This window comes from Mucilaginibacter sp. L3T2-6 (assembly GCF_030519355.1).
Taxonomy (GTDB): Bacteria; Bacteroidota; Bacteroidia; order Sphingobacteriales; family Sphingobacteriaceae; genus Mucilaginibacter.
In genome coordinates, this window is record NZ_JAUMKC010000003.1 from 133,402 (window position 1) to 159,840 (window position 26,439).

Sequence of the window (26,439 nt, forward strand, 5' to 3'; positions counted from 1 at the left end):
CGCCCTGGAATTTGAGGATCATCCGCCGTTCATTGTCGGTCAGGTAGATCTGTTTGCTGTTTCCGGCATTGGACTTGTTAAAGGAAAACCAGAAAAAGAAAACCAAAATCCTAACGCTGACCGACCTGAATGAAAACCAACTGGAGTTGTCAGAGGAAAACCTGGACTGGCTGCTGGATAATAGTCAATATGCAAGCACCCTGGATGAAATTATTGCAGCCTGTATCATAAGCGTAAAGGCTGTTCCGCTATAAACGGCCATTTGCCTAAGCTGTAACGATTTGAGGGCTTAACTTTTTTGATTGATTTACATGCCGGCCAGCAGGTTCACCTCCAGTCCACGCGCTGGCGCGCACGTCCTTGCGGTTCACCCGCTTTGCCGGCGGACGCAACAGCCCGCGGGGCGGGCAGTTGCCTTGTTTATTTTGCTAGATCAGGATTAGCAAAAAATCTCATCAGGGCGTTTCAGGATATAAACGCGCCCGCTTTCTTTAATATGGTAGCCATAGTCAAAACAGAATTTGAAAATGCCGGTGCCCTCCAGGGTGTACTCGCTGGTGAAATACTTGAGGTTAAAGCCGTGGCCCTGCAGGTCGCGAAGGAAATAGGGTTCTTCTTTATAGTAGTCATGCAGCATTAAAATCTCCCTGTTTTTGACGAGTATTTGGTAGACCTGCTGAAAGGCGGGGTTTTCGCTGCTGGTTTTGTCTGGCTTTTCACGGCCTGGCTCTTTGCGCCGGCGGTTATTGTAGGCAGTCCGGCAGATATCGTTACAGAACTTTCGGTCTTCACGGCCGGGACCGAGCGGGTCGCCGCATTCCAAACAGGTTTTAATAGGTTTCTCTGAATTGATCTCGTTCATGATCCGGTATTTCGGCCAAGGGTTAGTTGGGATTGAAACGGTTATAATCGTTTATACAACAGCCAAAAATTAAAATTGATTGCGGTTAGGCGGAGCTTTGTCTGGCATTTAATCATTAAATTATGGAAGCAGTCAAGACAAATTACCCGAACCTGGCTTCGGAAAGTTTCGGGCACGGGAAAAAGCATTATTTTATTGATGTCAAAAAAGCAAAGAACGATACGCATATCTTACTGATCACTTCGAGTGAGCAATATGTTGAGGGTCAGTTTCAACGGAATACGGTGCAGTTGTGGGAAGAAGACCTGGCATTTTTCGTAGAAGCGCTGTCCATGATCCTGGGACAGCTCGCTTATGGGGAACTGTCACCGCCGGAGGTGAGGATGGAACTGGTAAAAGACCCGAAAGGCATGAAAGCGATTGCGGAATATGACCGGCCCCGTGAAAAGCTGCATGCATTAGGCGCGGGTACGCTGAGCAATGCGGAGTTGCTGGCGATCCTGTTGTGTACGGGTTCGTCGGAGCTGTCCGTACTGGACCTTTGTCAGCGGATCATGAAATCGGTTAAGGATTCACCGGCGCGGCTGTTGAACCGGACGGCGGATGACTTTTGCCGGTTTCCGGGGATTGGTGTAGCGAAAGCGGCTACCTTGCTGGCGGCGCTGGAGTTGGGTCGGCGCACGTTTGCCGCGGCGCAATAGTGTTTCCGGTCTTTGGGTCTGCTGCCTTTCCCATCAAAAATTAAGTTTTTAGCACAAAGGTAGCGCGCTATACAGGTGCCTGTCAAGGGTATATAAACCCCGCGCTGCGGGGCCCTTGACAGGCACCTGCCGCGCGCTGTAAGGTAATAAAAACTTAATTTTTTGCTTATGGAAAAGTTTGCATTAACCCTCCAGTCCAAAAATGAAATCATCAGCTACCAGGCGGACAACCACCTGACGCGCTATGAACTGGAGCTACTGGCGGAGATCAGTGCGGTTATCGAGAATAAGGATGCGGAAGCATTAGCTTGGTTCGCGGGTTTCGGGGATAGCTTCAGGCAGATATTAATGAACGTCCGTGAACATCGTGAGGCTTTGGAATTCGGGTTTACGGAAATTGCTTTTAACCAATATGGGTGGTTCGCTGCACCGAAGTTCATGGACTTTGAAGAAATCAAGCTGGAACAAAGCAGTATCCGTATCGGCCACGGGCCTAACGGGGTTTGGGCTTACTCGTTAAGCTGTAATTATGGTACTGCCGGGAGCAGCGGGCCGCTGTGCGTTTTTTGCACAAAATATCCTAACCGGGAAGCGGCTTTATCGGCTGCTTTGGGTGAAATGAAAGTTAAAATGTCGCAGTATATCGGTAATTCCGATACGACGAATTACAAACAGGATGTGCTGCAAAAAACATTAAAAGCGATAGCAAGCTGTGAAGTCAGTATGGTGCAGCTGACTTTATTTTAATCGTTGTTTATTCAACAAACGGGTAGCTAATGCGCAGACGGTATAGTTTATACGCATCCGTGCTATTTATTTTTTCAGCAGGTCCTTTTTAAAGAAAATCTTCCATGATATGAAATTTCAACTGCTTGCCTGCCGTTTTTGGCTCTAAATATTTCTTCATGTCCTCAAAAATAGCTTTGGTATCGGCGAGTTCGGTATCGGTATAGATCATCACGAATACACCATGCTTTTTAAAAAAATCGCGGTGTTTGCGCATTTCTTTTTCAAAGTTATCTTTGGCCATTTCATTGATCTCCTTATTGGTCAAGCTGGCTGTTTTGGCCAGATGTCCGTGGCTTGACCAGGGGGAAAGTTCAAAGCCAACTTTATTTAGGTTATCTGATTGAATAATGGTGAAATCGAGTCTGTACTTATGCTTTTTCAATAACCCATCATACCGAAATTCAGGAATAAGCAATGGCACGCTTTCCGGGTCCTCATGTCCTTTTACATAGTCGATATAATGTTGTGCAAGTGCCTTTTCATAAACCGAACCGGAATTCCGCACAATGACGTTCTTAAAGAATTTCAGGTAATCGTCCACTGATGAAAAAGTCATGATCTCAAATTCGTCAGGCACTACTAGCCCTGTTTTTAAGACATGCCCTATGGTCCAGTATTTCTTGTCGAAATGCCTGATCTCACTTTTATCATTTTCCCATTTATCGTTCGGAAACCGTGGGGTGATCAATAACCCATAAGATGCATTTTCCTGCCCGATCCAGATTTCGCTATCCTCAATTGCCGGGCGAAGTTTTGATAAGGCTTCATAATTTCTGAGATAGGTCCGCTCTAAAAAACAAGCAGGTATTCTTTAAAAACTTTATGCTTTTGTAAGAGTTTGAAGGTTTCGCATTCGGGACTGTCGGGATAGTCCCTCATTTCCAATACCCGTTTTTCATATCCCTGCAACCAGGAGCTGATAAAATGGTCTGCGGAGATGATCACCTCATTTTTGATGTCGATATAATCCGCGAATTTTCCGCCGATCTTACCATGCAGGGAATGGACAGAATCGATACCGGTATTCTTCAGCACTTCTGCTTCCATCGCCTGAAGCCTGGCTGTTAATTCATCTATGATTTTATTTCTTGCTGTTTTCTCCGGGTCTCTTTTAGCCATAACAAGTTTGGTTTAGGAAGCTATATTTAATAAGATAATATCATCGGTTATCATGGAATAATATCAAATCTAAACATGCTTTCCGGATACTCAAAACTATTTTAATGCGTACTGGGTATTTTAAGGATCGCGAATGCAAAGCCATCCAGTTGTCCCTAAGTTTTGTGCTTTACTTTTGTATTTCGCGAGTCTTCATGGCCTGCCGGACGATATCGTTATACTTGGCGAGCCGGACGTAAGCCACTAACAGGATGTTGGATAGGGCGACGGTATAATTATGGTCATGATAAAAAGCATGTGCCACATTATTCCGGATATTATAGCCACAAGCAGTGAACGTATAAAGCCAAAAATCAAGGTCGTCCTTTTTAAATTTGGTTTGTAATTCGGGGCTTTGCAAAAGCTCGTTAACATCTTTATTGACAGTTTGATCTTCTCTTACTTTAATCGTGGTTAAACCCGCCATGCCGCAGAGATCCCGCAGCAGGCCCTCAAACTTCATGGCGAGCTGATCAAATGCCATCTGTTCTTCCGGTGTCAGCAGTTTTGCTTTGTCTGTAATGTTAACCTTTAACAGGATCTCCAATGCAGGGCGCAGGCTGGTCATCCACCGGTAGGTAAATTGGGTATCACTTAAAGCCGTTTTTGCCAGTTCATTCTGGAACCAGGTATGGCTAAAATAATCAAGGCCTTCGGCCACAAAATCCCGGTTTGCTTTTTTCATTTTATTTACCAGCTCTTTGATTAAAAAAGGGATGAACAATTCTATCCGGAACTGCACATCCATAAAAATATCCCGGCGCTTCTTTTCAAAATCAGATAATATCTGGGTGTTGCCGTTGATATCAAATGCGGAAACACGTACACTGTTTAAAAAGGCGGCGTCTTTATTGGGCTTAAATTTTGAAATATCAGGAAGCAACCGCTGGTCAATAGCCAGTGCAATAAATACCGAGCGCGGTTGGCTGGCCAGCATATAATCTGCGATATTGGCAATGGCGTCATCGGTTTTGCTGGTGTCTGTCCGCACAGTAACATAGTCCAATTTGATGTCCTTTTTATGTGCCTGCAATAGTCTTAAAGTTTCATTGGCTTTTTCGTAGTTCTTCGCCTTTTTATAATACTCGCTGGCTTTTAAATAACAGTCCGCCCTGATTAACCCGGTATCGTCCGGGCGCTTATCCGCGAGCTTCAACTGGTTTTCCGCCATGAGCGTATAGATGGGCTGTTGGTCTGCCTGTTCTTTTTTGGCTAAGGCGAGACAGGTTTCCAGGAAATCTTCAGCTTCAAACCCACAATTCAGTTGGTGCACATAGCTTAATGCCTTTTCCGTAAAGCCCGACAACTGCGCCGGTTTGAAAAGTTTGGACCTGGTAAATAACTTTAAAAAACACTCGTAATAAAAAGCCTTTTGATTTGCTTTCGCATACCAACTTGCCAATTGATCCCGGCATTCTTCAACCTGGTATTTTATGGTAAATGATAAGTAGGCGTAAGCCTCCACCATGTCCATAAAATCAATGTTGTTTCTGGTTTTGGCGGGTAACAGGGTCAAATATTCCGAAGCTAAATCATGATAAGCGGGTATGGCCAAAAGCGCATACCGGTTATCTCGGGTTTTGATAAACAGGATATGGGCGTACCTGGCTATAAGAAATTTATCCTTTTCTACAGAAAGCCGGTCTTTGATATACGCGATTTCCTGTGCGGTCAACTGGCTAATGTCCGTCTGTTTAAAATCCCCGGCAGCAAATACGGGTTCCAGATTGCCGTCGTCCAGCCGGAGTTCGAAGCATTTGATCTCGGTGGTTAAATGGGACTGCGTAACTTGATCCTGATCCTGGAGCATACACCTTAGGTTGCCGGCCGCGTAATCCGGCTCTGCTAATTGGGCATAAATTAATTCCAGGTAATTATCCATTTGAAACCGAAGGTACGATGTTACCAGCTAATAAATATTTGAAAATATGCGGTCAGTAAACTATCGGGCCGTAAGACCTTTGAAGGTATTACGGCCCGATCTCATCACTTACCATGCAGGGCTTTGAGCTTTTCACTGAGTTCAATCAGGCCGGCTTTTTTTAGGCACTCGTCGTTAAAGTCCTTCAGCTCTTTCACTGTTTCCTCCGGCAGTAATTTTAACAGCTCTGCGGTTTCGCCTTCTTTGGCATTCAGGCCATTGCCTACCACGCTGTGTAGCAATAGTACGGCCTTGCGGTTGATTTTGACATCAATTTTCACACCCTCATTCATGCCTGGTATGGAGAGTACAGTCTCATACACTTTGGCTACTTCGCTTGTTGTCATACGCTTGAATTTTTTATGGTTAATAATGGCGGTAAAATTAGTTTTTGGGCCTGAAACGATCCTCACCAAAATTTGGGGAGGATAGGTGAATGTGGTTTAGGCTTTCTACTTTCGGGTTCTGAATGTGAATTGGATGGTGATGGAGCGATTTGGAAATGATTTGTTTTCCCTGGCCGGGATCAGGGAAACGGATATGGTGGGCTACCTGGCCAAACTGGGTTTTAAACCTGAGGCGATCAAGAAGAAGGGGACGGATTATTGGTACTTATCGCCTTTGCGGAATGAAAGTACGGCAAGTTTTCACGTGGATACAGTGTCGAATTCCTGGTATGATTTCGGGCTGATGGCGGGCGGGAACATGGTGGACTTTTGCTTGCGTTTTTATGGCTGTTCGATCCCGGAACTATTGGTCAAATTCAATGCGGATTTTTCAGTTGTAACTTTACCGGTTTTTGATGCCGGACTGCATGAAGGACGTGTCAGCGAGGAAAGTAAATTGGTGGTTACAGATGTGCGGCCGCTATATGCATACCCGCTTAAAAATTATCTGCATGAGCGGTCGATCCCGGTGGCTGTGGCGGAGGTTTTTTGTTCGGAAGTGACCTACCAAATTAACGGCAATTCGTATTACGGGATCGGCTTTAAAAACGATGCGGGTGGTTATGAGATCCGTAACAAAAACTATAAGCAAAGCAGTTCGCCCAAAGACATTACGACGTTTTATTTTGGCGCTGATTCGGTGAATGTTTTCGAGGGCTTTATGGACTTCCTGTCTTATCAAACTTTGCACCCGTATATGGAGCCTGGTACCTGTGATTTCGTGGTGTTGAACGGTGCGGGGCTGTTTGACCGCGCGCTGCCTTTTTTGGAACGGCATGAGCGGGTCGGGCTTTGGCTGGACTTGGATGTGACCGGTAAGGCTTATACGCAATATGCGCTGTCGATGGGCCTGAAGTACCGGGATGAGAGCGGTTGGTATAGCCGGCACAAGGATTTGAATGAATGGCTGATGCAGAAGGGTGAGGTTCAACAGCCGAGGCTGAAGCCTGGTTTGCGGTTGCCAGTGGGAAGTTGAGGTAATAGGTTGCCTTGTTGTTTTTTCCCTCCTCAGCCGGGGTTTAGATTGCCTGTTTGGCAATCGGCCAGATGTACAGTTGTTTAACAACAACTGGAATCTGGCCGCCCCCTCCGAAGTCGGGGGCGGTTGGGAAAGACCATATTGTTGGTGATTTTAATTTGTTTTGAGCGTGTTAGGGAGGTGTGATGGAGGAAAAGAAAACTGGTCGGGTACGGATCATTGGCCTGCGGTTGACGGGGGATGAATATGGGGCTTTGGAAAAAGCCTGGAAGAAAAGTACGGTGGGTAAGTTGAGTGAATATGTGCGGCGGGTGCTGTTTGGCAAGTCGGTGACGGTCTATACGCGGAACCAATCGCTGGATGAATTGATTGCAGAATTGGTGTTATTGCGGAAAGAACTGAATGCCATTGGGGTGAATTTTAACCAGGCGGTTCACCGGTTGCACACGCTGGATTACCTGCCGCAGATGCAGGCCTGGCTGCAGGTTTTTGAGCGGGATAAAAACGTGTTTTTTGCCAAGGTTTCGGAGATCCAATCAAGGGTCGATTCGATCAGTGAACAATGGTTGCAGTGATCCATGCTTCAAGCAGTTTGAGGAACTGTTTAAACTACAATGAGCAAAAGCTAAAGACGGGAGATGCGCGGCTGTTGGAGGCAGGCTATTACCCGATGGATGGGGCTCAAATGACCTTTCACCAGAAGCTGGCGCGGCTGGAAAAATTGACGTCTTTGAACCAGCGGACGCGGGTAAACAGTGTGCATATTTCCTTGAATTTTGATCCTTCGGAAAAACTTTCTGATGAGTTATTGCGGGAGATCGCAGCGGTCTATCTGGAGAAGATCGGGTTTGCTGGCCAGCCTTATTTATTGTACCAGCATTTGGATGCGGGGCATCCGCATATCCACCTGGTGACCACGAATATCAAGCCAGATGGCAAGGCGATCAATTTGAATAACCTGGGGAAGAACCAATCGTCGGCAGCGCGAAGGGAAATTGAAATCGCGTATGGTTTGGTGCGGGCGGAGGATAGCCAGCAGCGGGAAATGTTCACGCTGAAACCGGTGAATGTGGAGCGGGCTTTGTATGGGCGGGTAGAAACGAAACGGGCAATCGGCGGGCTGCTGAATTCGGTGCTGAAGAATTACAAGTTCACGTCACTAAATGAGTTGAACGCGGTGCTGCAACTGTATAATGTTACGGCTGACGCGGGCAGCGAAGGTTCGCGGATTCGGGAGCATGAAGGCTTGGTTTACCGGGTGCTGGACGAGCAGGGTAACAAGGTGGGTGTGCCGATCCGGGCGAGTGATTTTTTTAGCAAGCCGACTTTGAAAAATATCAGGGAAAAGTTCGGGCCGAATGAGACGGCGCGGGTTGCGCATAAGGGGCGGTTGCGGAATGCGATTGATTTGGCTCTGCTGCGTGGCGGCATGGACATGGAGGGTTTTAAAAATGCTTTGAAAAAGGAGGGTATCGATGTGGTGCTGCGGCAGAACGCGGACGGGGTGATCTATGGGATCACTTATATAGATCATGTGAAAAAGATGGTGTTCAATGGCAGTGACTTGGGCAAGGCTTACAGTGCCAAAGCCATCCTGGAACGCTGCGGACAAGGCGGGGCAAGCGAGGAAAAAAACAAACCGGGCGAGGCGGAAAAGGTTGGACGGCGCAGGGTGGGAGAAGACGGTTGGCGTAGCGTAAACTCCAATCAAAATTTTGCGGGTGAGGGGAAAAATATAACGGGGCCGGGGGTACTGGAAACTTTGCTGGAACCGGGTTATCAGCCGGAGGTAATGGACTGGCAGCTGAAGCGGAAAAAGAAGAAGAAAAAGCAACGGGTGCGGATAGATTGAATGTCGTGTAATTGATTATTTGTGTTGTTGATAAAAAAGTCCTCCCGACCGGGGAGGATTTAGGAGGGGCTTATGCAGACGGGGGAAAACGATCAGGCGATGCGCAAGATCCTGGACATGACCAGGCTGATCAGTATCGTGGTGTTGGGGTTACATTTTTATAAGGAATGTTACGGGGCGTTCGTGGAATGGCATTTGACAGCGGCGTTGTCGACCCGTTTACTGGGGAATATTTGCCGGACGGGTTTGTTCAGTAATTTTTATAAAGCCAAACTGATCGCGCTGGGGTTCCTGGTGATTGCGCTGATCGGGGTCAAGGGGAAGAAGGATGAAAAGCAAAACTACAAGACGGCGCTGTTATACCTTTTTGTGGGTCTGTTTTTTTTCCTCGCCAGTTACTTCATTTTACTGGTGAGGGAAAATGTAACAGTGTTGGCGTCGCTGTATATGGGGGTGACGGGTTTGGGTTTTTTATTGTTCATGTCGGGCGGCACGATGCTGTCCAGGATCATCCGGGATAGGTTGTCCAATGATATTTTCAACCGCGACCAGGAGACTTTTCCGCAGGAGGAACGGCTGATCGAAAATGAGTATTCGGTGAACCTGCCGGCGCGTTATGTGCTCAAGGGTAAGGTTCGCAATTCTTATATCAATTATATCAATATGTTCCGGGCGCTCCTTGTATTGGGATCGCCGGGTTCGGGCAAGAGTTATTTTATTATCCGGCATGTGATCACGCAGCATATCCGCAAGGGTTTTGCGATGTTCGTTTATGACTTCAAAATGCCGGACCTGGCGGTCATTGCCTACAATACCTGGCTAAAGTATAAGGGGAATTACAAAATTGTGCCGAAGTTCTTTTCAATCAATTTTGATGACCTGGCGCGGAGTAACCGCTGCAACCCGCTGGAGCCTTCGGCGATGCTCGACCTGACGGATGCGGTGGAATCGGCGCGAACGATCTTATTGGGTTTGAATAGGGAGTGGATCAAACGGCAGGGGGATTTCTTTGTGGAATCGCCGATCAATTTCCTGACGGCAATCATCTGGTATTTGCGGCGCTATAACGACGGGGAATTCTGTACGCTGCCGCATGTGATCGAGCTGATGCAGGTGGACTACGATAAGCTGTTTACGATCCTGCGCACGCAGCAGGAGATCGATGTGCTGATCAACCCTTTTGTGAGCGCCTTTATGCGCGATGCGGTGGAGCAATTGGAGGGACAGATCGCTTCAGCAAAGATCACGATGGCACGGATTGCCTCGCCGCAATTGTATTATGTGTTGTCAGGTAACGAGTTTATGCTGGACATCAACAACCCAAAGGAGCCGAAGATCGTCTGTATGGGCAATAATCCGCAGAAGATCCAGATCTACGGGGCTGTACTATCCCTGTTCACCAACCGGCTGCTAAAGATCATCAACCAGAAGAATAGGCTGAAATGCAGCCTGGTCTTTGACGAATTCCCAACGCTAACGACGGACATCATTCCGACAATTTCAACTGGCAGATCGAATTTAATTTCCACTTGTTTGGGTATCCAGGACGCAAGCCAGCTGCGCAAGGATTATGGCAAGGAACAGGCGGATGTGATCATGAATATCACGGGCAATATGGCGGTCGGCCAGGTATCGGGGGACACCGCTAAATACGTGTCGGAAAAGATCGGGCGGATCATGCAGGAGCGGGAAAGTTTATCTATTAACCGGAGCGATACCTCGATCAGCCGGTCCAAACAATTAGAGGCGGCGGTACCGGCCTCGCGGATCTCGGCGTTGAGTTCCGGGGAGTTTGTCGGCATGGTAGCGGATAACCCGGATGAGAAGATTGAACTGAAGGCATTTCATTGCGAGATCATCAATGACCATGAGGGACTGAAAAATGAAATTGCGGGCTATGTGGAATTGCCGGTGGTGAGGAGGATTCACAGCGCCATTGTACAGCGGAATTATTTACAGATCAAACAGGATATCCAGGAGCTGATACAACTCGAAATGGAGCGGTTACTGAGCGACCCGGCGTTGTCGCATCTGATCATTAAGAAAAACTAAATCTTATTATAACCATTAAATCCGAGCAAAGTGATTCGCTATGCGCAATAATTGTCGTATATTTAAGTACAATTATTAAGCGCGGGAACACATACCCAACGATATGACAGCATTTGAATTAGAGTTACAGGAACGAAAAATAAGGGAGTCTTATCACCGCCTGCGCAGGTAAAAATTTGAAAGAAATTTACCCTTTCTCATTTTTTCTGAAGACTTGCCGGAAGGGCAATCTTACCTGGAATACGCCGATGGCCATATCGAAATCCAGGAAATGGAAGATGATGACCTAACATTCAAATCGACAATAGTCCGCGTACTCGGCAAGGCCGAAGCGGATCTGGTGACGAAAAAAAACTTACTATCCTAATCAACTTATTCCCATATAGAAATCATCTGAACCAAGTATGGCGTTATGGCATGTTGTTAGCTTAATCGGATCAGATTCCATCAGGTAATCCTTGATGAAATCTTATATTTTGAAACGCTTGCGCAAGTCGCTCCATCAACGATTTCAGATGGTTGAAATTAATGAATACCTCTTCCATAGTGGGGTTACCCCCATATCTTAACGTTGTACCATAAGGATCAAAATCATGAAAGGTTATAACAATATTGCCAAGCCATTCCGGTAGACTGGCATTGAATTCCTTTTTAAGGTAATCTTTGAGCTTTTCAAGAAGCGTTAATAGATTGTGCGTTTGTAGATGGCTGCCTAGGACGGCTTTTATATACAATTCCACCGCGTGCCGGTAATTGAATATGGCAGCTGGGTATAGATTCAGGCGCTCCTCATTTTCAAGTGATGCCTCGATTAGGCGGTCGCCGGCAAGCTTATAGGATTTGGCCAGAAAGAAAGTATCAGCAAACTCGGATAAACCTACAAACAAGATCCCGTGCTTCCAACTTTCATCAATGTCTTCCGGCGGTTCTATCACAAACGGGGTGTTTAACAAAATGAATTCATCAATTAAGAAATCATCATGGTGGCTATTTGAATTTAAGCCGTATTTGATATTTTCAAAATCCGGTTCATCTTCCCAATATTGCAGGATATACCCAAATATGCGGATGTCCTCTAAATTAAATTCTCGCGGCGTGCCTTTTGTGGGATTTGCATTTTTGCTTAAATATTCTGAAAAATAATAACACCATTTTTTAACAATGTCTTTGTCGACTTTGAAAAGCCGGGCGGCGTCGGCAAGAGAATATTTCAGGTTGTATTTAAGCATCAGCCAATATAAGCTTAAATTTTTCGAATGACTATCGTATAGCTTATTGAATATAGCGTAGTCCGATTATCCGAAGGTTATCTATATAGTCAGCCACTATCTGATGGTTCTCCCTGTTAATACCTAACTTATCATCCTTTAATTTGAATTAAATTAGCATTTTTTCTTCAAGGAAATTTTTCGCGTCTATAATTGCTTGCACATCAGCGTGCAGGTTCGACCTGGCGCGTGTTCCTACTACCAAAGTACCAGGCAGTTGCGATTTAGCAACTGCCTGTTTTGTTAAACGAGGTTTTTAAGCACGAAATCACAGACGATTAAGCCGGTCCCGCCACCGGACCCGGCAACCGGATTATCAAGTTATCCAAAATCGGGGAGCGTCCGGTACTTACATCAGTTTTAAATTACAGTTCAGGATTGTTCAGGGGCTTGATCTTTATGTCCGCAAGTATTTCAAATTCTTTCTCCTGATCGTAATTCCTGAGGAATTTTAACACCTGTTCCAGCGTTTCCTCTAACCCTTGAATACGTTTTTCCGCCTGTACATCAGGTTTGCCGAATCGCTCCAGGTGACTCAAGTTTTTGATATTATGGAACCGCAATTTATCCATAAAAAGAGTTGATAAGAGCTCATTTGTTTCCGACCCAGTAAATGTGCCGTCTATTAGCGTAAATTCATTTTTAAGCATTGTCTTTGTTTTTAATTTATTGGGATTAAACTATACTCAGTACAACATTCTTTGATCGCAAAATAATTTTTCGTCTTTAGGCTTTTGCGCGGCTCAACCGATCATTAATTGATATGCCAATACCTGTGTCAGGAAATTTCCGCACAATTATTATGTCGTAATCCCTGCTGTCCATGGCATGCATAGCTCCATACAGATTGGCGCCAGCCGTTTTGAAGTCATCGTGTCTGCATAACAATAGTTGATGTTCGTTTGCTAAAAGATTTGAATAAACATTATAAGTAATGACACCAATTTTCTGATGGCTGTATTTTTGAATATCCTGCTCCAGGTCATCACTTACAATGAGCTTAGTTTTCGGGCTATAGTGTTTAGCGTGCATGCCCGGGGCAAGTACTTTTTCTGATGTGGCAAGCTTGATCTTTCCTATTTTATCTTCTATTTCTTCGATTGGGATTGCGCCTTTCCGGTATAAGGTCGGCACACCTTTGGGGAAGCCTATAATGGTTGATTCAAGTCCAAATTTGCATGACCCGCCATCCAATATATAGGGTATCTTACCGTTGAGCATTTGTAAAACGTGCATGGCGCTTGTGGGGCTTATATAGGTATAAGGATTTGCGCTTGGTGCGGCCAACGGAAGGCCGGCTTCGGCCATTAAAGCCAGAGTAAGATTATGGTCGGGCAGTCGTACCGCCACATCGGGAAGACCGGCCGTTACCATATCAGGAACGATATTCTTTTTAGGCAGCAGTAAAGTTAGCGGCCCCGGCGTAAAAGCATTAAGCAGTATTTTAGCTTCCGCAGGTACCGATCTAACAATCTCATTTAAAATATCTGCATTATGGACGTGTACGATCAGCGGGTTATTGGCCGGCCGCTGTTTAACCCCGAATATTTGTTTAACGGCTGCTTCTGAAAATACATTTCCAGCCAGTCCATAAACCGTTTCTGTGGGTATCGCTACCAATTTGTTCGCGCGCAGTAGTTCTGCCGCGATATGTATATCGTTTCCAATTTCTGTTATCATGTGAGACATTATCTTGTTAATTATGGGTTACACCATTCACAGAATTGAGGGTCTTCAAAAGACTTCTTATTCGGGTAATAACTGTCCTGGTGATAGTTGCATTTTTTGCAGATATAAACATATTTCAGTGTGCTTTCTGTAGGAAGTTTACATGAGATGCATGGTAAGCCCGGCACAATATTGCCAACATCGAAACCAGGGGTTTTACAATGCGGGCACTTTGAATTCATAAGGACTGCGAGCTTTTCAGCAGTTTGCGCAATCACCGACATCCTGGTCGGATTATTCATTGCACGCATATCAGTTTCTATGAAAAGACTTCCATAATCAGCGAGAAACAATTTTGAGATCAACTGCAACTCGTCCCAGTTTTTAATATTCTTGACGAGATGTGAATAATCATTATTGCTCTTTTTTAAAATAACTTTATGACCCGGAAATCCTGCCGCCTCTGCAAAAGTCTTCACCTCATCAAGCGACGCTACTTGTTTTGCCGAAAAATTCGTATTTGTAGAAACTTCTCTTACCGCTAACTCCAAATCATTTTCATAGTCAGTTAATAATAATATTTCATCGTCCGCAGGAACAAAATATAGGGAAGGATGAGGTCCGAAAGAGCCCTCGCTTGCGATGACCAGGCTTGCGTTAAATGCCGACGCGGCCGCTTTTGATTTTTTTCTTGCGGCGTCAAGGGGGCTGCCTACCCTTTCTATTTCACCGGTGAATGTGCCGAACATATCAGAATTGAAACCTTCAGGCACAATTACATTCGCCTGAAACTTTTCTCTAAGCACGGGTGCGATCGCTTCCTCTTTTTTATGACTGGTAGCGATCAGGAAATTACGCCGAAAAAAAATACTATCCGAAAATTTCATATCGTTGTTTATATGCCTGCTGGATTAAAATACCTGTGGTTTTGATTTGGTTGATTATAAAGCTGTTTGATTGATTTTAACCCAATTTAAATCAGAATTGAGGCGGTAGTTTTGCTGGTCGTTCGGGTCATAACAAATCATGTGTAGCCAGGCGTTAGCAAAAAGTTTTTGCAGGCTTTCATGTTGTGCAACTATTCTTTCAATTCTTACCCTGGGTGAATAAACAATTACAGATAGCCTCATTGGTGTATGGTAAGGCACATCATCAGACCTAAAGACGGATTGTAATGGCAAGCCAGTCATCAGGTCGCTGGCATTCCCCTGCATAATCCCTATTTTGCCTGTAATATTTTTAGTCACCTTGCTTCCTGCACCAAAGGCCACATTATCCAGCGTGGAAAATAAATACTGGGCATTGATCCATTGACCTACCACCACAGGTGCTGTCAGGATGGAAGTCAGGGATGTTCCATCGGGATCTTTTTCCCACTCGTACGAGTGCAGGAATGACCTGCCCTTGAGGTTGATATTTTCGGTAAGCCATCTTGGCCCGACAATGAAACTGGCATTCCCGGCAAGTCCCCACTCCGGACGGACTTCTGCCCAGTCTTTCGCACGTACAGTGACGGCTTTTTGTGCCCGCTTGGCATTAGTATAGCTACCCATTTGAGAACTTCTACGCAAGATATTTTCATTTTTAGCAAGCCTGAGCGCCTCTTTAAGATTATTTAAACTTTCACCGAAGCAGGCTGGAAGTTGTTCCGCATAAATCTCAACTTCATCTGTTGTAGTATTATGTTCGGCCGCAACAAAGAGCGTATCGTTTGAAATTTCAATGCCCTGTTCCCGGAGTTCGATTCGCACCTCTTTAGTATTCAGTATCGTTGCGAGGGCTCGTGCATTAAGCCCGCCATGGCGTCCTCCGCAAGCCCCGCAGTCAAGCGCAGTCGCAAATGCGTTGTTTTCCGTTGAACTGCCGTGGCCGCAAAAAACAACGAGTGGCGCGAAATTTTCTGTAAGACCCATCATTTTCAATACCCCAGCACTAAAGGCTACCTGCTGCCTGGTTGGTATAGCGTCAATGTTCGGTATGATGGAATAATCAGGTGCAACCGCTTTTTTCAGTTTAGACTGTATTAAATCCGATGCAGCGGGCGCCATGCTTCGTAGTGCCATCCATAATCCACTCGCCGCGCCAATGGTCTCCACCAGGCTGAATGGCGTAGTAAAGGTGTACTTAAGAGATTGATAAAGCTTTTTCACTCCTTGCAGCCGGCTGTTGCCTTGCCTACACAACTGGTCATCGCAATTTGGAATTCCAGTTATGTTATATGCAGGCTTTAACAGAACTGGACAGGATGAATAAGAGTCCCCGGTTACCGGGTTACTGATTGAAACCGGTAAACCAAAAAAACCGGCGAAACCAAGAGTTTCATAATTACCCTGGGCCTCTATTGCCCGCCTGAAAGGTTCCGAGCGGACGTCGATGCAAAAGACAAGCTGTGCATCGGCTTTTTTCTTTTTTTGATTCGGCCGGATTTCACAAATTTGTTTTAGCAGAGCCTGTTGATACGCTTTCTCGGCGCTGACGATAGTGTTGTATGTATTGTGCTGATCAGCCTCAATCAATGCCTTATTATGCCAGTTGATTAACTCTTTAGCCTCCGGCCAGATCAGCCAGGTTAACGCTAATCTGAAAGCCAGATATTCTGATTGTATTACAAGTTGCTGTTGCGTAGTGTCAGGTCCATTTGCCCAGCCTGCCCTATATTGAATGTATGATGCCCAGCCCGGAAGCGTCGTGAGCATAAGTGTAAGAAAGAGTTCCCGATGATGCTCTTCAATTTCAAGAAGCAACAGCGCTTCAGCAATAAGTGCTTCTGGTTCTTCCGGGCATTGTTCCAGCCATTTTATTTTATGTTCATTATTTTTATGGACCTGCTTATCGAAACGGAACAATGATAAAGCACTGTTTAGTAAACCTGAATCTCTAAGGGGCATGCCGATGGTAGACTGTCCCTCATCAAAAAACGCCTGCAGCCATTTGATGGTTAGCCGGTTTACTTCCTGCATTTTAAGCGGCATTTCCCGCTTTTGAAAATAAACGTTTGCTTGTGTAAGCGCTTCTTTAAATGTCAGCTCTTCAAAGCCTGAAACCGGGTTTACAGCGATCAGATTTTTGAGCGGCCAGAAAGGAGCAATCCTTGACCAACTCTTTTCGATTGCCCGGTTAACTGGTGCTGGATTATCCGCCAATGATATCTCCATCGGTTCATCAATTAATTCTTCTTTTAGCATTGCTTTTGTATTAAATTGTTCAGAACTGGTATTCATTACGGTTCGCTGTTATGGTTTTGGGATGTGGTTGGCTGGCATTCAGCATTTGAACATACTGGAAAAGTAGCCATCCGGGATACGAACGTCTTCCCCTTAAGCGCAGGAAGAGCATAGATAGCCAGGAAATTAATAGTAACACCGCTGCAATAAAGTGCAGGATATTAAGTGGTTGCGGTACCAAAATTTTAAGGGGCTCCAGCATAAGTTCGATTATGCGTACGTTTAAACCGTAAAAGGCGCCTGCGAATACGCTCGCAGCCACTGCAAGTAAAAGCTTTGCCTTCGCATGGCCACGAATGACAGGCAGTACAAACTGCGTCCCGGCGATCATCGAAAGAAATGTCAGGAATAACGTTGTGTCTGCAACAAGTAAGTGTTTCCCGCTGGCAACTGAAAACATGTAAGCGGCTAATACACCACAAACCAGAGCCATTGAAAAATCTTTAAATGAGGGCGGATAATCAAGATCTAAGCGTTTCTCTTTGGCCGCTGATCCGGATGCCAAAAACAAATAAGCTTTAAACAATCCATGCCAGCACAGATGCGCAACTGCGGCAGGAAATAATCCGAGTCCGCATTGAGCGATCATGAATCCCATTTGTCCCATGGTAGAACAGGCTAGCATTCGTTTTACATCACTTTGCATTAGCTTCCACAGCGTTCCCAGTAGTGCAGTTGCTATTCCAGCAATAAATATCACATTGAGAATAAGCGGCTCATTAGCCAGCATCGGTGCAAAACGTACAAATAAAAAACCGCCCCCGTTAACAAGTCCGGCATGCATAATCGCTGACACAGGTGTCGGCGAGTTTAAGGAACTGGTGAGCCAGCGATGGAAAGGCCATATCGCCGACTGCGACATAGCTGCCAGTAATATCAGTACTCCACACGCAACGCTCCATTTAAAACCAATGGGCTTTATAAGAATAGCTTGTATAGAGGTTTCTCCGGTAATGCGATATAATATGATAAGCGCAGCGGCCAGGAAAGCAAATCCCAGAGCAAAATTTTTTAATGCCAGAATGGAAGATTGCTTTGCCGCTTTCCATTCGCCCTTGTGCAGCATCAGCCTGGCTAATAAAATATTGCTTATTGTCCACGAAGCCAATAACAAGAAAATATTGTCTGCGCATACCATCAGGAACACCGCTATTACCAGGGCGGCCAAATTCAAAAAGAACCCTTTTTGCCTTCTGTCACCTTTTAAGTATCGAACAGAGAATGACCCAACGGATAGGGTGACAAACGTGACCAGCCCAATGAGGATTAGGCTAAGTTTGTCTGCGTGAAAAGCTTTGGTAAAATCTGTGGTTTTTTCAATCATTTCTTTTTATCTTTTTCTTGCGGCAAACTTATAGTATGTTTGCTTATAAGAAAAACGACTAATTTTAATATATAAAATAAGAATTTCTAATAATGTCTTTTGATGCGTTAACTCTTGAATGTTTTATAGCCGTTGCAGAAACAGGTAGTTTTACACGTGCCGCTCATAAGGTGCACCGGACTCAATCGGCTGTAAGCCAGCAAATAACAAAGCTTGAAACTCAGATTGGGAAACCTTTGTTCTTAAGAACGAGGCATCTTTCACTTACTTCAGACGGAGAAATATTACTGACCTACGCGAAAAAGATTGTCCAACTGAACCGTGATGCGGTGGATCGCTTTAAGCACCCGGAATTACAGGGCGAGGTTAGGTTTGGCTTGCCTGAGGATTTCGCCAGTGTTTTTCTATCTGATGTATTAACGGAATTTGCTTCACTTCATCCGCGCATCATGCTCAATGTTGAGTGCGATCTCACACTTAATCTTTTTGCCCGTTTTAAGAAAAAGGAATTTGATCTTGTTCTGGTAAAAATGAACAGACCCGAGGATTTTCCTAATGGTATGGACGTATGGTCTGAAACCTTGGAATGGATCGGAAATAAAAACCTGGGTGAATTTGACGAAGAGCAGCCAATACCGCTGGTATTATCTCCTCAACCCTGTGTTTACCGGGCAAGGGCAATTCATTCCCTTGAGAAGATGAATCGCCGCTGGCGTATCGTTTTTTCCAGCCATAGTTATGCAGGAACCATTGCCGCGGTAAAGGCGGGTATGGGTCTCACCGTCCTTCCACGTAATATGGTACCTGATGATCTGCAGGTCATCAGGACAAATAAACATCTTCCCAACCTCGACGATACGCACATATCGCTACTTAAGCACCATGACCGGAATATGGCCGTAAACTCTTTTGAGAAGTTTGTATTGGACAAATTGAAGCCCTGACAGATTTTTGCTTTTGCCCCTAGGCTGAATATGCATTAGAAATTTTGAACAGGAAATAATATCATTGAAAGGCTAATTATGACAATCAGATTTTAAAGGATAGCCGGAAATTAAGCCAGATCATAACCATAAAGCCTCGGTCCGTTTGTTTTACCTTTTCATGGACTGATTTGAATAATTTATCCGGCTCCCGGGCTTATTTAAGCGGACTTTCTGCCGGTCTTTCCGCTCCGAGAATTACGCCCCATTGCCGGTATTTTTCAGAATGGTCGAAAATTACCTTCAAAATAGACAAAACTGGCATAGCCAGGAACATCCCCGAAATACCAGCAATAGCTCCTCCGGCAACAATACCTGCGATGGAAACCAGTGCGTTTATTTTGACCTGCCCGCCGACAATACGTGGCATAAGAATGTTGTTATCAAGAAATTGAACCACAGTAATTGTACCCAGCACGATAAAAATGTCAGCCGCGCTTTCAGAGGCTGCCAGGGTGATAATAACGCCAAGTAAATTGCCGATAAGCGCGCCCAGGTACGGGATTAAATTCAGCAAAGCAAAAAGAAGACCGATCAACAGTGCATTTTTGATGCCAAATAGTGCTAATCCGCCTCCAAGCAATATTGTAATATAAACGATTTGTATAGCCAGGCCCACCAGATAATTTTTAACCATCTTTTCAATTTGGCGGATGGTGAGGCCGGTCTTGTTTTGTTCGGCCGGTTTAAACCACATTAAAATAAACCTAAGAAATATATTTCTATAGAACATGACAAGATAAGTGTAAACAGGCAGTAAGCCAAAGAAGATGACCGCATCTGTTAACGAGCCGAGCGCACCTTTTATGAGTACTTGCAGACTACTGAAAAACTTGCCGCTTTGTTCGCTGATTAGCTTAAGCTGGTCGCGGGGTTTGAATCCAAATGCGTTGCTGATCCACATGCTTAAATGGTCAAGATGTACAGCTATATTATGTCCAATCTGCGACAAGTCGCTCAACAGCACAGCTACACGGTCTGAAAATAACCATATCACAGCTATGGCAATAAGCGTGAGGAAGAAGATAGGAAGAAAAATTGCCAATACTTCGGGCACATGGTGTTTTTTGAAGAATCTGAAAGCGGGCATAAGCAGCAGAGCGAAAAAGAAAGCCATGAGGATAGGCATAATCACCAGCGCCCCCCGCGATATAATTATAACGATCAGGCATAGGCCCAGCAGCTCAACAGATCTTTTAACGGTAATCGGTAGCATGTACATGTTTACTAAATTTAGCAGCAATTAATTGAATAAACTGGCTAGCTACCAATGGAATAGCGCCCCCAATCGCTGCGATCAGCCAGCATATTTTCGGCAACTGCACGAGGCGCAGAACATGATGCAATCCTGGAGTAATATAAGCGGCGCCAGTGATAACCAGGCAAATCAGTATTGCAAACCAGACGAATTTATTGCACGTGATCTCATTAACGATCCAATGTGCATCTCGGTCGCGCATATTAAAAACGTAGACGAGTTGGGCGATCGTCAAAGTAAAAAATGCAACACTATTAAGCACAGGTTCACTAAAGCCGAGCGACCTGCATAAAGCAGTGGCGGCCACTATTGCCGCAGTCATTACCACTACGTCCCTTATAATTCCTATCCATTTTTCACGGTGCAGAATCATCTTTGCGGGGTTTCGTGGCGGCCGCCGCATCAGACTTAAATCTCCGGCGCCTAATCCCAGCGCCAGTGCCGGAAAAACGTCGGTTACGACATTTAAAAAAAGGATTTGCATCGGCCACAGGGAAGCTCCCGGAATAAACACTCCCAAAACCGTAATGGTCAGCACTTCGGTAAGGTTACAGGATACCAGGTAAACAACGAACTTTTGGATATTACGGAATATCGCCCTGCCGCGCGCTATTGCCTCCACGATAGATTTAAATGAATCATCTTTCAGTACGATGTCCGCTGTTTCCCGGGCTACTTGTGTGCCACGGAGCCCCATAGCGATGCCAATGTCTGCCTTTCTTAGTGCTGGTGCATCATTGATACCATCTCCTGTCATAGCAACTATATGCCCCGCCTGCTGGTAAACCGCAGCAATGTCGAACTTTTGTTGAGGTGTGGTGCGTGCAAAAACCACGCCCGCCAGTACCCTTTTTTTCCATTCGTTTGTCATTGCCTTAGCAGCCGGTAATAACTTTCCGCTCACTGCTTCGGCAGAGTCGTCGGCCAAGCCAACCCTGCGGGCAATATTCAACGCCGTTCGCGGATGATCGCCCGTAATCATTACAACTTTTATACCGGCCTGGTGGCAGTGGCCAATGGCATCCCTTACATCGCTGCGGGCCGGGTCAAGCAGGCCAACCAGGCCAGTAAAAATCAATTGCTTGTGGAAATGATCGTGGTCCTTTATTGCCTCCAATTTCCAGGCAAAGCCGAGAACCCGCAATCCCTCCTCAGCCATCTCCTCAGCCTGCTGAAGTATGTGGGTTCGGTCTGCCGGGGTTAATTTCCTAATTTCGTGGCCCAATTGGAGCCGGTCGCATATCTCCAGCAGTCTTTCGGCGGCCCCTTTTGCCGCCGTAAAATAGCCCTCGGTGCACTGGTGCAACGAGATCATCATCATGGCCTCCGAACTGAAGGGAATCTCTGTCAGGCGCGGATACCGCTCAAGTGTTTGCCTGATATTCAGCCCTGCACGGCTGCCAAGCGTAAGCAAAGCAGCTTCTACAGGGTCGGCCGCAGCCGGCGAGCGACCAGGCGCATTATTGCACAAAACCCCTGTCAATATCAATTTTTCAAGGTTCGGCGCGCTTTTCTTTAGAGCCGGTAGCTTCTGATCGTCTAACAGGGTAAATTTCTCCTGCGGAAATGTAAGTTTTTCAATTTCGATTTTATTTTCTGTAAGAGTGCCGGTTTTATCCGTTAGTATTACGTCGGTACTGCCAAGGGTTTCTACCGCAGGTAAATTTTTCACTATTGCGTTCCGGCGAGCCATAGCCAACATGCCTGATGAAAGCGCGATAGTGGTGACAACCGGCAGGCCTTCCGGAATTGAAGCAACGAGCAACGCAATAGCGGTTTCCAAAATAAGAAGCAAGCTTTTGGCTTGCAATGCGCTCGTTATGGTAAATAATAGTGTGAGCGCCAGCGTGCCGAAAATCAGTTGGTGGGTAAGGCCGTCCAGTTTCCGGCTTAGCGGTGTAAGGGTATCTTCGGGCATATCCGCCATTGCAGCAATTTCTCCCAACGCCGTATGCCGTGCAATACCGGTAATGATAGCCTTGCCATTGCCGTGAGTCACCGACGTACCTTTATATACCATGTTATGCCGGTCGGCTAACATGATATCTTTCTCAACGGTATCAATACTCTTATCGACAGGTATGGATTCTCCTGTCAGCATGGATTCATCACAACGGAGTTGCTGCGCTCCCGTCAGGCGCCCGTCGGCTGGCACAACATCACCGGCTTCGAGTAACAGCAGATCGCCCGGTACAAGTTTTGTAGCATCAATCTCCAGCAAAAAACCTTCCCTTAACACTTTGGCAGTAATCATGTCCAGCTTTTTTAGCGCTTGCATTGCCGTTCTGGCTCGCCACTCCATTAAAAAGCCAATGCCGGCATTAACCATTATTACCACAAGGATGGAGATGGCTTCCGGTATGTCATGAAAGTAAAATGATATGACAGCGCCCGCAAACAGCAGGTAAACTACTATGCTTTGAAATTGCTTCATCAATACTGCCAAAATACCTGGAGGCTTTTTGCGCTCGTAAACGTTCGGGCCTAATTTCAACGCGCGCTTTTCAGCTTCCTTAACGGCAAGGCCGTTTTTAAGGTCCGTGTGCAGCATGTCTGCCAGTGCGCGTGGCTCCAGTGTGTGTGCTTGCGGTATTAAATAGTTGATATGCATGCCCCGGGGTGAGTCTGTCAAAATTAGTTTCCGGTGGTCTGTTATAAATTGACCGCCGTCATGCTTTTTTGTGAGGGCTGTCAATGATTGGTCGCTGGTGGTGATCAAGATGACTTACGCTGTTATGTTCCGGTGTCTTTCTCAATACCATTACCGGTACAAACAGGGGTATTACTTCATTTTAAACAATCTGCCGCAGCTGCCTGTACGGCAATCGTCATTGCGGCGCCTGACGAGGATCACAATTTATATGACGCACAAGTCCGAACTTTACAATGAATTGTCAAAAAAACCGATTTTATGGAATTCCCTTTTACAATGCCTTATCCCATAGATGATAAGTACAGTACCCAGGTGGCTTATTTCTGCATGGAATACGCCGTCCACCAGGCATTAAAAATATACGCGGGAGGCCTTGGTTACCTGGCAGGATCATTTATGCGAAGCGCCTACGAGATGCGGCAGCATATAATTGGTATAGGTATCCTCTGGAAATATGGTTATTACGACCAGGAGCGCAAGCCCGACCAAACAATGGACGTTCGTTTTTATGAAAAGAAATATCATTTTTTAGCAGAAACAAACATCAGGTTCACCATACAAATAGCGGGACACGATGTTTGGGTAACTGCCTTTTATTTACCGCCGGAAAACTTCAAAACAGCGCCCCTGTTTTTGTTATCGACCGACCTGCCGGAAAATGATTATCTCTCTCAAACCATATCGCATAAGCTTTATGACTGCAATCCGGAGACGCAGGCTGCTGCCGCGATATTGCTTGGCGAAGGGGGGGCGAAACTATTAGATAAATTGGGCTTTCAGCCGGATATTTATCACTTAAATGAGTCTCACGCATTGCCGTTGGTTTTTCACTTGTATAACAAATACCAATCGGTAGCTGATGTAAGACGGAGGCTGGTATATACTAACCACACACCAGAGCCGGCCGGTAATCTGAAATCAGATATCTATTTTTTGTACAGAATGGGTTATGCCGGTAACCTTTCATTAGATAAATTTAAAGAATTGATAGGCAGCCGGAACGACCTGCTCGATCACACACTTACTGCTCTGCGATTTGCAGGCAAAGCCAATGCGGTTTCTAAAATGCACCTTGGCACACTAAAGGAAATGTGGAAAGATTTTGACGGCATTTGTGAAATTATTGCGATCACTAATGCACAAAATTATGTTTATTGGGCAAACCCACAGCTATATAGTGCACTTAACGCAAGTGATGATGGAGCTTTAATCCAGATTAAAAAAGCCTGTAAGCGGATGTTGTTTGAAGAAGTTGCCGACCAGTGCGGAAAGTTGATGGATCCGGATATATTAACCATTGTATTTGCAAAACGCTTCGCCGGGTATAAACGGGCCGAGCTTTTGCTTCATGATACCGCTTTTTTAAAGCATTTGCTGACAGATGAAAAAAGACCTATACAGCTTATATGGGCAGGAAAACCCTATCCCACTGATTACACAGCCATTGCAAGCTTTGACAGTATAGTCAATCTATGTAAAACTTTTCGTAATTGTGCCATTCTTACCGGCTATGAATTAAACTTGTCGCGTTTGCTTAAACAGGGAGCGGATGTTTGGCTGAACACGCCCAGGCTGACGCACGAAGCGTCAGGGACAAGCGGAATGTCGGCAGCTATGAATGGTTGCGTTAATGTATCGATCCCGGATGGGTGGTTCCCGGAATTTGCACGCGACGGCTTTAACAGTTTCATTATTCCGGACACTGAAGTTATCGAACACAAATTTCAGCAGGACGAAACGGACGCTCACAATTTATACAACTTACTATCGCAAACTGTTATACCCATGTATTATGATCGCCCGCAGGAATGGTTATCAATTATAAAACACAGCATGGCCGATGTTATCCCGCAATTTGACAGCAACAGGATGGCAGACGAATATTACACTGCATTGTATGCAAAAGGCGGGATGAAGGTAATTTAATTCTTCATGCTTCAAGCCAGTTACTTTTCTCTTCAAACAATGCCCTGGGATCAAAAACCACCCTTATCGAATTTATCTTCCCGTCTTTAAGATGATACCATCCGCTGCAAAGTATGGTAGCTTTCCCCATATCGATATCATAAAACACCGCTACGTCATCCTCATCGACCCAAATCTTTTTGATGTCGTATTTAAATTTCATTTTTTCCATATCGCCGATGTAGGTGTCGCCGCCATCGCGGGTACCCATTACGCCAGCAAAGCTGACATCGTCGCTCAAATACCGCCTGGCATTTTTAAAATCTTCGTTGTTCAAAGCTTTCAAAAAGGCGGTTACTGTTGTTACTGATTCGATGGTTATTTCGGGTATTTGCATGATGTAATATTTTGGTATAAAATATAAACTGCTCAAAAATTAAAAGGTTCTGTATTTTTGCTTTGTGACAACTCCCCGAAAAAAGGGCTTACCGCCAAAAAAGTCTTTCAGTGCCAAGAGTCCTTCGAAGGCGCGCAAGCGGCAATCGAAAAATAAAAAAGCAAACTCTTTTTCATCCGTCTGGAAAATTGCCCTTGCTGCTCTGTTGCTCGTTGTGCTCTCGCCGTTTTATTACGGGTATGTAGTGAAATTTTTCAGTTCTACGTGGCGCTGGGTGTGCGATATAGGAACAGACCGGCATTACCGTAATTATAAAAGCTTTAATATAAAAATACCGGACAATTACAGCATCCATGGTATTGATGTTTCTTACTACCAGGGCCGCATTGACTGGCGTCGTGTAAAGAATATGCGGGAGCGCGATGTGCAAATCAGCTTTGCCTTTATAAAGGCAACCGAAGGTTTATTGGTTACGGATCCTTACTTTCAGCGCAACTGGCGGGAGGCGCCAAAGGCTGGGATTGTTTGCGGCGCCTATCATTATTTTCGCCCCAAGGCTAACGGGAAGTGGCAGGCAACGTTCTTTCTGCAAAACGTAAAAACTGAAAAAGGGGATTTACCAATGGCAGTTGATGTGGAGGAACTGGATGGCGTGGCCCCCGCTAAAATGCGTACCGAACTGAAGGCCTACCTAAAACATATTGAAACAAAAACCGGCATCAGGCCGATAATCTACTCCGGCCTCAAATTTTACCAGGATAACCTGCAGGGCTATTTCGAGGATTATTATTTATGGATTGCCAATTATTATCAGCCCAAACTGAACATTGCCGCCACGGCAAAACTAAAATTCTGGCAGCACAGCGATAAGGCTAAAGTGAACGGCACCTACCACGCGACAGACTTCGATGCCTTTAACGGCGATAGTCTAGCTTTCAGGAGGTTACTGGTTAAATAATTTAATCGGCTGGGTTTAAGACAATTGCAATTAAATTGCAT

Annotated in this window: 25 protein-coding genes; 11 read left to right on the forward strand and 14 right to left on the reverse strand. The window is 45.4% G+C overall.

Translation table 11 applies throughout. The annotated features are described in order from the left end of the window. The first annotated feature begins 74 nt into the window (after positions 1-74). Positions 75-254, forward strand: a complete 180-nt coding sequence (locus tag Q3W13_RS04965; protein WP_302861821.1) for a hypothetical protein — start codon at positions 75-77, stop codon at positions 252-254. Between the two features lie 185 nt (positions 255-439). Here Q3W13_RS04965 and Q3W13_RS04970 read toward each other — a convergent pair whose 3' ends face one another. Next, complete coding sequence (locus tag Q3W13_RS04970) at positions 440-862, reverse strand: hypothetical protein (protein ID WP_302861822.1); 423 nt, start codon at positions 860-862, stop codon at positions 440-442. Positions 863-984: 122 nt separating this feature from the next. Here Q3W13_RS04970 and Q3W13_RS04975 point away from each other — a divergent pair, with 122 nt between their 5' ends. Together Q3W13_RS04975 and Q3W13_RS04980 are read left to right on the forward strand one after the other, a co-directional pair. Then, positions 985-1,563: a UPF0758 domain-containing protein gene (locus Q3W13_RS04975; RefSeq protein ID WP_302861823.1), complete on the forward strand. Its 579-nt coding sequence runs from the start codon at positions 985-987 to the stop codon at positions 1,561-1,563. A 168-nt stretch (positions 1,564-1,731) separates the two neighbouring features. After that, positions 1,732-2,310 (forward strand): hypothetical protein, encoded by a 579-nt coding sequence (locus Q3W13_RS04980; RefSeq protein ID WP_302861824.1) that lies wholly within the window; start codon positions 1,732-1,734, stop codon positions 2,308-2,310. An 88-nt stretch (positions 2,311-2,398) separates the two neighbouring features. On the opposite strand, the gene Q3W13_RS04985 is transcribed toward Q3W13_RS04980, so the two are convergent. From Q3W13_RS04985 to Q3W13_RS05000, 4 genes are all read right to left on the reverse strand, one after another. Then, positions 2,399-3,040 carry a hypothetical protein gene (locus Q3W13_RS04985; RefSeq protein WP_302861826.1) on the reverse strand — a complete coding sequence of 214 codons (642 nt, stop codon included), beginning with the start codon at positions 3,038-3,040 and terminating at the stop codon, positions 2,399-2,401. Between the two features lie 101 nt (positions 3,041-3,141). Beyond that, positions 3,142-3,471 carry a hypothetical protein gene (locus tag Q3W13_RS04990; protein ID WP_302861827.1) on the reverse strand — a complete coding sequence of 110 codons (330 nt, stop codon included), beginning with the start codon at positions 3,469-3,471 and terminating at the stop codon, positions 3,142-3,144. A gap of 169 nt (positions 3,472-3,640) precedes the next feature. After that, positions 3,641-5,392, reverse strand: a complete 1,752-nt coding sequence (locus Q3W13_RS04995; protein ID WP_302861829.1) for a DUF4209 domain-containing protein — start codon at positions 5,390-5,392, stop codon at positions 3,641-3,643. Positions 5,393-5,496: 104 nt separating this feature from the next. After that, positions 5,497-5,778, reverse strand: a complete 282-nt coding sequence (locus Q3W13_RS05000; protein ID WP_302861831.1) for a hypothetical protein — start codon at positions 5,776-5,778, stop codon at positions 5,497-5,499. Between the two features lie 139 nt (positions 5,779-5,917). Between Q3W13_RS05000 and Q3W13_RS05005 the strand changes: the two genes are divergently transcribed. The 5 genes from Q3W13_RS05005 (at position 5,918) to Q3W13_RS05025 (ending at position 11,127) form a co-directional block, all read left to right on the forward strand. After that, a complete protein-coding gene (locus Q3W13_RS05005) occupies positions 5,918-6,853 on the forward strand; it encodes a toprim domain-containing protein (protein WP_302861832.1) in 936 nt (311 codons plus the stop codon). A 188-nt stretch (positions 6,854-7,041) separates the two neighbouring features. Beyond that, positions 7,042-7,431, forward strand: coding sequence for a plasmid mobilization relaxosome protein MobC (locus Q3W13_RS05010; RefSeq protein ID WP_302861834.1), 390 nt, complete (start codon positions 7,042-7,044; stop codon positions 7,429-7,431). Beyond that, positions 7,419-8,708: a relaxase/mobilization nuclease domain-containing protein gene (locus tag Q3W13_RS05015; RefSeq protein ID WP_302861835.1), complete on the forward strand. Its 1,290-nt coding sequence runs from the start codon at positions 7,419-7,421 to the stop codon at positions 8,706-8,708. The genes Q3W13_RS05010 and Q3W13_RS05015 overlap by 13 nt, the downstream gene beginning before the upstream one ends. Before the next feature lie 72 nt (positions 8,709-8,780). Then, a complete protein-coding gene (gene mobC / locus Q3W13_RS05020; protein WP_302861837.1) occupies positions 8,781-10,760 on the forward strand; it encodes a conjugal transfer protein MobC in 1,980 nt (659 codons plus the stop codon). A 214-nt stretch (positions 10,761-10,974) separates the two neighbouring features. Continuing rightward, a complete protein-coding gene (locus tag Q3W13_RS05025) occupies positions 10,975-11,127 on the forward strand; it encodes a hypothetical protein (RefSeq protein WP_302861839.1) in 153 nt (50 codons plus the stop codon). Between the two features lie 70 nt (positions 11,128-11,197). Here Q3W13_RS05025 and Q3W13_RS05030 read toward each other — a convergent pair whose 3' ends face one another. The 6 genes from Q3W13_RS05030 to Q3W13_RS05055 form a co-directional block, all read right to left on the reverse strand. After that, positions 11,198-11,989, reverse strand: coding sequence for a HEPN domain-containing protein (locus Q3W13_RS05030; RefSeq protein WP_302861841.1), 792 nt, complete (start codon positions 11,987-11,989; stop codon positions 11,198-11,200). A 404-nt stretch (positions 11,990-12,393) separates the two neighbouring features. Beyond that, positions 12,394-12,678 (reverse strand): hypothetical protein, encoded by a 285-nt coding sequence (locus tag Q3W13_RS05035; RefSeq protein ID WP_302861843.1) that lies wholly within the window; start codon positions 12,676-12,678, stop codon positions 12,394-12,396. A gap of 76 nt (positions 12,679-12,754) precedes the next feature. Next, the gene (locus Q3W13_RS05040) at positions 12,755-13,708 is read right to left on the reverse strand and encodes an L-threonylcarbamoyladenylate synthase (RefSeq protein ID WP_302861845.1); all 954 of its coding nucleotides are present in this window, start codon (positions 13,706-13,708) and stop codon (positions 12,755-12,757) included. A 20-nt stretch (positions 13,709-13,728) separates the two neighbouring features. Further along, complete coding sequence (locus Q3W13_RS05045) at positions 13,729-14,583, reverse strand: DUF6671 family protein (RefSeq protein ID WP_302861846.1); 855 nt, start codon at positions 14,581-14,583, stop codon at positions 13,729-13,731. 54 nt (positions 14,584-14,637) lie between these two features. Beyond that, positions 14,638-16,881 (reverse strand): DUF2309 domain-containing protein, encoded by a 2,244-nt coding sequence (locus Q3W13_RS05050; protein WP_302861847.1) that lies wholly within the window; start codon positions 16,879-16,881, stop codon positions 14,638-14,640. Between the two features lie 19 nt (positions 16,882-16,900). After that, positions 16,901-18,244, reverse strand: a complete 1,344-nt coding sequence (locus Q3W13_RS05055; protein ID WP_302861848.1) for a proton-conducting transporter membrane subunit — start codon at positions 18,242-18,244, stop codon at positions 16,901-16,903. Positions 18,245-18,336: 92 nt separating this feature from the next. On the opposite strand from Q3W13_RS05055, the gene Q3W13_RS05060 reads away from it, so the two are divergent. After that, entirely contained in the window at positions 18,337-19,188 is an 852-nt protein-coding gene (locus Q3W13_RS05060) for a LysR family transcriptional regulator (protein ID WP_302861849.1), read from the forward strand. A 196-nt stretch (positions 19,189-19,384) separates the two neighbouring features. On the opposite strand, the gene Q3W13_RS05065 is transcribed toward Q3W13_RS05060, so the two are convergent. Then, complete coding sequence (locus Q3W13_RS05065) at positions 19,385-20,443, reverse strand: AI-2E family transporter (RefSeq protein WP_302861850.1); 1,059 nt, start codon at positions 20,441-20,443, stop codon at positions 19,385-19,387. Then, positions 20,424-23,204: a cation-translocating P-type ATPase gene (locus tag Q3W13_RS05070; RefSeq protein ID WP_302861851.1), complete on the reverse strand. Its 2,781-nt coding sequence runs from the start codon at positions 23,202-23,204 to the stop codon at positions 20,424-20,426. The genes Q3W13_RS05065 and Q3W13_RS05070 overlap by 20 nt, the downstream gene beginning before the upstream one ends. 192 nt (positions 23,205-23,396) lie before the next feature. Here Q3W13_RS05070 and glgP point away from each other — a divergent pair, with 192 nt between their 5' ends. Continuing rightward, positions 23,397-25,064 carry an alpha-glucan family phosphorylase gene (glgP, locus tag Q3W13_RS05075; RefSeq protein ID WP_302861852.1) on the forward strand — a complete coding sequence of 556 codons (1,668 nt, stop codon included), beginning with the start codon at positions 23,397-23,399 and terminating at the stop codon, positions 25,062-25,064. A gap of 4 nt (positions 25,065-25,068) precedes the next feature. Here the strand turns inward: glgP and Q3W13_RS05080 are convergent, their stop codons facing one another. Next, on the reverse strand, positions 25,069-25,440 hold the full coding sequence (locus Q3W13_RS05080; protein ID WP_302861853.1) for a nuclear transport factor 2 family protein: 372 nt from the start codon (positions 25,438-25,440) through the stop codon (positions 25,069-25,071). Positions 25,441-25,504: 64 nt separating this feature from the next. Here Q3W13_RS05080 and Q3W13_RS05085 point away from each other — a divergent pair, with 64 nt between their 5' ends. Next, a complete protein-coding gene (locus Q3W13_RS05085) occupies positions 25,505-26,398 on the forward strand; it encodes a glycoside hydrolase family 25 protein (protein WP_302861854.1) in 894 nt (297 codons plus the stop codon). Positions 26,399-26,439 lie beyond the last annotated feature (41 nt).

Coding starts and splice junctions, on each gene's coding strand:
- Q3W13_RS05030 (WP_302861841.1), bottom strand. CDS start 11,989: ATGCTTAAATACAACCTGAAATATTCTCTTGCCGACGCCGCCCGGCTT.
- Q3W13_RS05055 (WP_302861848.1), bottom strand. CDS start 18,244: ATGATTGAAAAAACCACAGATTTTACCAAAGCTTTTCACGCAGACAAA.
- Q3W13_RS05035 (WP_302861843.1), bottom strand. CDS start 12,678: ATGCTTAAAAATGAATTTACGCTAATAGACGGCACATTTACTGGGTCG.
- Q3W13_RS05065 (WP_302861850.1), bottom strand. CDS start 20,443: ATGCTACCGATTACCGTTAAAAGATCTGTTGAGCTGCTGGGCCTATGC.
- Q3W13_RS04980 (WP_302861824.1), top strand. CDS start 1,732: ATGGAAAAGTTTGCATTAACCCTCCAGTCCAAAAATGAAATCATCAGC.
- Q3W13_RS04970 (WP_302861822.1), bottom strand. CDS start 862: ATGAACGAGATCAATTCAGAGAAACCTATTAAAACCTGTTTGGAATGC.
- glgP (WP_302861852.1), top strand. CDS start 23,397: ATGGAATTCCCTTTTACAATGCCTTATCCCATAGATGATAAGTACAGT.
- Q3W13_RS05015 (WP_302861835.1), top strand. CDS start 7,419: ATGGTTGCAGTGATCCATGCTTCAAGCAGTTTGAGGAACTGTTTAAAC.
- Q3W13_RS04975 (WP_302861823.1), top strand. CDS start 985: ATGGAAGCAGTCAAGACAAATTACCCGAACCTGGCTTCGGAAAGTTTC.
- Q3W13_RS05045 (WP_302861846.1), bottom strand. CDS start 14,583: ATGAAATTTTCGGATAGTATTTTTTTTCGGCGTAATTTCCTGATCGCT.
- Q3W13_RS05040 (WP_302861845.1), bottom strand. CDS start 13,708: ATGATAACAGAAATTGGAAACGATATACATATCGCGGCAGAACTACTG.
- Q3W13_RS05050 (WP_302861847.1), bottom strand. CDS start 16,881: ATGCTAAAAGAAGAATTAATTGATGAACCGATGGAGATATCATTGGCG.
- Q3W13_RS05000 (WP_302861831.1), bottom strand. CDS start 5,778: ATGACAACAAGCGAAGTAGCCAAAGTGTATGAGACTGTACTCTCCATA.
- Q3W13_RS05080 (WP_302861853.1), bottom strand. CDS start 25,440: ATGCAAATACCCGAAATAACCATCGAATCAGTAACAACAGTAACCGCC.
- Q3W13_RS04990 (WP_302861827.1), bottom strand. CDS start 3,471: ATGGCTAAAAGAGACCCGGAGAAAACAGCAAGAAATAAAATCATAGAT.
- Q3W13_RS04995 (WP_302861829.1), bottom strand. CDS start 5,392: ATGGATAATTACCTGGAATTAATTTATGCCCAATTAGCAGAGCCGGAT.
- Q3W13_RS05005 (WP_302861832.1), top strand. CDS start 5,918: ATGGAGCGATTTGGAAATGATTTGTTTTCCCTGGCCGGGATCAGGGAA.
- Q3W13_RS05010 (WP_302861834.1), top strand. CDS start 7,042: ATGGAGGAAAAGAAAACTGGTCGGGTACGGATCATTGGCCTGCGGTTG.
- mobC (WP_302861837.1), top strand. CDS start 8,781: ATGCAGACGGGGGAAAACGATCAGGCGATGCGCAAGATCCTGGACATG.
- Q3W13_RS05060 (WP_302861849.1), top strand. CDS start 18,337: ATGTCTTTTGATGCGTTAACTCTTGAATGTTTTATAGCCGTTGCAGAA.